The organism is Shewanella sp. (assembly GCF_051658185.1).
In the GTDB taxonomy this organism is placed as follows: Bacteria; Pseudomonadota; Gammaproteobacteria; order Enterobacterales; family Shewanellaceae; genus Shewanella.
Genome location: NZ_JBOFMC010000358.1, coordinates 1 through 2691, shown reverse-complemented (window position 1 = coordinate 2691; position 2691 = coordinate 1). Strand labels below are relative to the sequence as shown.

Sequence of the window (2691 nt, the reverse complement as noted above, 5' to 3'; positions counted from 1 at the left end):
TTAAAACAGCTGCCGCACCTTAGCCCGCAGCCCTTGAGCCAACTGACCGATCCGCAAAGCCTTAAAGAGGACATATTAGGGTTAGCAACCCTAAATCTTGCCTCCTCACCACTGCAGTCATCGTCATTATTAATGAATGCCAGTGCGATTACCTCGTTGTTCCAACTCTTGCTTGGTTTTAAAGCGGCCAGTACCCATCAAGCTATCAGCCAAAGGCTGGCTAACTACCTCGAACAATTGCAGCGGAAAGTCGGTTTAAGCGCCCATCAATTGAGCCAGATGAGCAAAGCGGGTGGACTAGAGAGCATGGGGCAGCTCGCATCAAACTTACAACTCTATCAACAGGCCAGTGCTGATAATGGCAATTTAACCTGGTTTTTTGCCCTGCCCTACAGTATGGATCAGCGCCATGAGCAGCTTGAGGGTAAATTTCAACCTGAGAATGGAAGCGATGATCCACAAAAATTACCGGGTTGGCATTTACAGTTAAAGTTTAATTTAACCCAAGGGCCATTGTTGATTTCAGCCCGTTGCCATCAACAAACCCTCGATATTGAATTTAAGGGTAACAACCAACAGCTATTAAGCAGAGTCGAGACATTTCTGACTCCATTAGGTCAAAAACTTGGGCAGCTAGGCTTTACCCCGGGCGAGCTCTCGACGCTCATCGCGCCAGTGCCTGCGACCTTACTGCCTGGGGATCATTTCCTCGTCAAAACCAAGGCATAATCCCTCTGAAGGCGAACAAGATGAATGAAGAGTCTAAAGTAAAACAAGCGGTTGCACTGAGTTATGACGGCAAAAATGCCCCCAAAATTGTCGCCACCGGCGAGGGATTAGTTGCTGAAGAGATTATCGCGCTGGCAAAGGCGTCAGGAGTGCATATCCATCAAGATCCTCACCTCAGCGATTTTTTACGGCTATTAGAATTAGGGGAGGAAATACCCAAAGAACTCTACCTGCTGATAGCGGAGCTGATTGCGTTTGTCTACATGCTCGACGGCAAGTTTCCTGAACAGTGGAATAACATGCACCAAAAAATTGTGGCAAAGGCCTAATCCACACTCAACGTAAAAAGTCAGCGCGTTAGCTAGGTTCTAGATTTTAGGTTCTAGGTTCTAGGTTCTAGCATCTAGAACCTAAAACGACTGCTGCGCGGGCTATTTACGGTGCAAACGGATAAGCAATTCGGCTTCTGCTTTGGGCAGTTCGCACTCTTTAATCAGCTCGTCCACCCCCGCACCAAGGCTGACCATTTTCATTGCTCTGGTATAGAGTTTGGCTTGAGGATCTTGCATCGTAGACTCTTCAATACGTTCCGATTGCTGTTGCAAACGCTTTTCAAGCTCGATCACCCGCCGTCCCACGCCTATCGTACCACTGCGCAGCTCTTGCAATTCCCGCTTAAAGGATTCTCGTTGACGATCCCCTTCCTTAACTAAGACGGTCAACGCTTCGACTTTGTTACGTAATTTACTCAACTGCTTTTGCAAATACAGCACTAAACCTAAGCATGCAATGACATACACTAACGCTGCGATCAAAAATTCATCGCCCATTAAAAATCCTTATGCTTATTGATTATCGGTAGCCAAATCATCACAACTTGCCGCGCTCTTATTGCTGAATTTAATCAAACGATTGCGCCGACGTTAATGTCTGTATTTATTGTACGGCGCAATGAGTTAACTCAACTTATAGCTGGGAGAGCTCGGTCCATTCTTCATCGGATAATAACTTATCGAGGTCAACCAAAATCAACAATTCATTGTCGCGGTTACACACGCCTTGAATAAATTTGGCGCTTTCCTCTGTCCCCACATTGGGCGCATTATCAATTTCACTGCGGCGCAGATAAACCACTTCAGCGACGCTATCGACGAGAATACCTATGACCTGTTTTTCCGCTTCAATGATAACGATACGCGTAGCGTCATCCACCTCTGCAGAGGGCAAACCAAACCGGGCGCGGGTATCGATAACCGTCACCACATTGCCACGTAAATTAATGATCCCTAATACATAATAAGGAGCACCTGGCACTGGAGCGATTTCGGTATAACGTAACACTTCCTGTACTTGCATGACGTTGATGCCATAGGTTTCGTTGTCCAGCTTGAAGGTAACCCACTGTAATACAACATCATCTTTACTTGCAGCTGTTGCTGCGACATTTCTTGAATCTTTCATGTTAACCTCAATTTATTGAGTCCTGACAACCTAAACCCGCATCAAGCATGTCAACCAAGGCTTGTACGTGCAAAATCCCACACATTTGTTGTTTCACTACGCCAGCTAACCAGGGGCGTTTACCCGCTTTACTGCGCCAGTTTACTTGCGTTTTATTGATTTTTACAGCATTGACTAAAGACTCACAAGTTAATCCCCAATTGCTGCCGGCTAATAATACAACATATTGATAATTTACTGTTTGTTTTAGTTCGTCGGTGTATTTTTCTGGCATCACCCAAGCGCCGGTATCAACGATATTGAGCTGTTGTTCACGATAGGTTTGCACGCCAAAAAACCAGCTCGGGCGCCCGATAATATGATTGATGCGCTCTATTTTTACGATGCCGCCTAAACTGACCAACGGGACAGCCAATGTCAGGCCCGCCACCTGAAAAAACAATACTTGAAATTCATCCTCTAACAGCTGCTGCAGATCAGTGGTGATGCTTGGCACGGTTG

4 protein-coding genes and 1 pseudogene are annotated in these 2691 nt (G+C 46.1%); 2 read left to right on the top strand and 3 right to left on the bottom strand.

All coding sequences use genetic code 11. From position 1 onward, the window contains the following. Together ACRCZA_RS13650 and ACRCZA_RS13645 are read left to right on the top strand one after the other, a co-directional pair. Positions 1-729, top strand: a pseudogene (locus tag ACRCZA_RS13650) (flagellar hook-length control protein FliK); the annotation flags it as partial. Between the two features lie 20 nt (positions 730-749). Beyond that, positions 750-1058 (top strand): EscU/YscU/HrcU family type III secretion system export apparatus switch protein, encoded by a 309-nt coding sequence (locus tag ACRCZA_RS13645; protein ID WP_438674961.1) that lies wholly within the window; start codon positions 750-752, stop codon positions 1056-1058. Positions 1059-1160: 102 nt separating this feature from the next. Here ACRCZA_RS13645 and ACRCZA_RS13640 read toward each other — a convergent pair whose 3' ends face one another. From ACRCZA_RS13640 to ACRCZA_RS13630, 3 genes are all read right to left on the bottom strand, one after another. Then, positions 1161-1559, bottom strand: coding sequence for a DUF2802 domain-containing protein (locus ACRCZA_RS13640; RefSeq protein ID WP_438674960.1), 399 nt, complete (start codon positions 1557-1559; stop codon positions 1161-1163). Between the two features lie 136 nt (positions 1560-1695). Further along, positions 1696-2190 carry a chemotaxis protein CheW gene (locus ACRCZA_RS13635; protein WP_438674959.1) on the bottom strand — a complete coding sequence of 165 codons (495 nt, stop codon included), beginning with the start codon at positions 2188-2190 and terminating at the stop codon, positions 1696-1698. Between the two features lie 7 nt (positions 2191-2197). Next, the coding region (locus ACRCZA_RS13630) for a chemotaxis protein CheW (RefSeq protein WP_438674958.1) at positions 2198-2691 on the bottom strand (494 nt) is incomplete at its 5' end.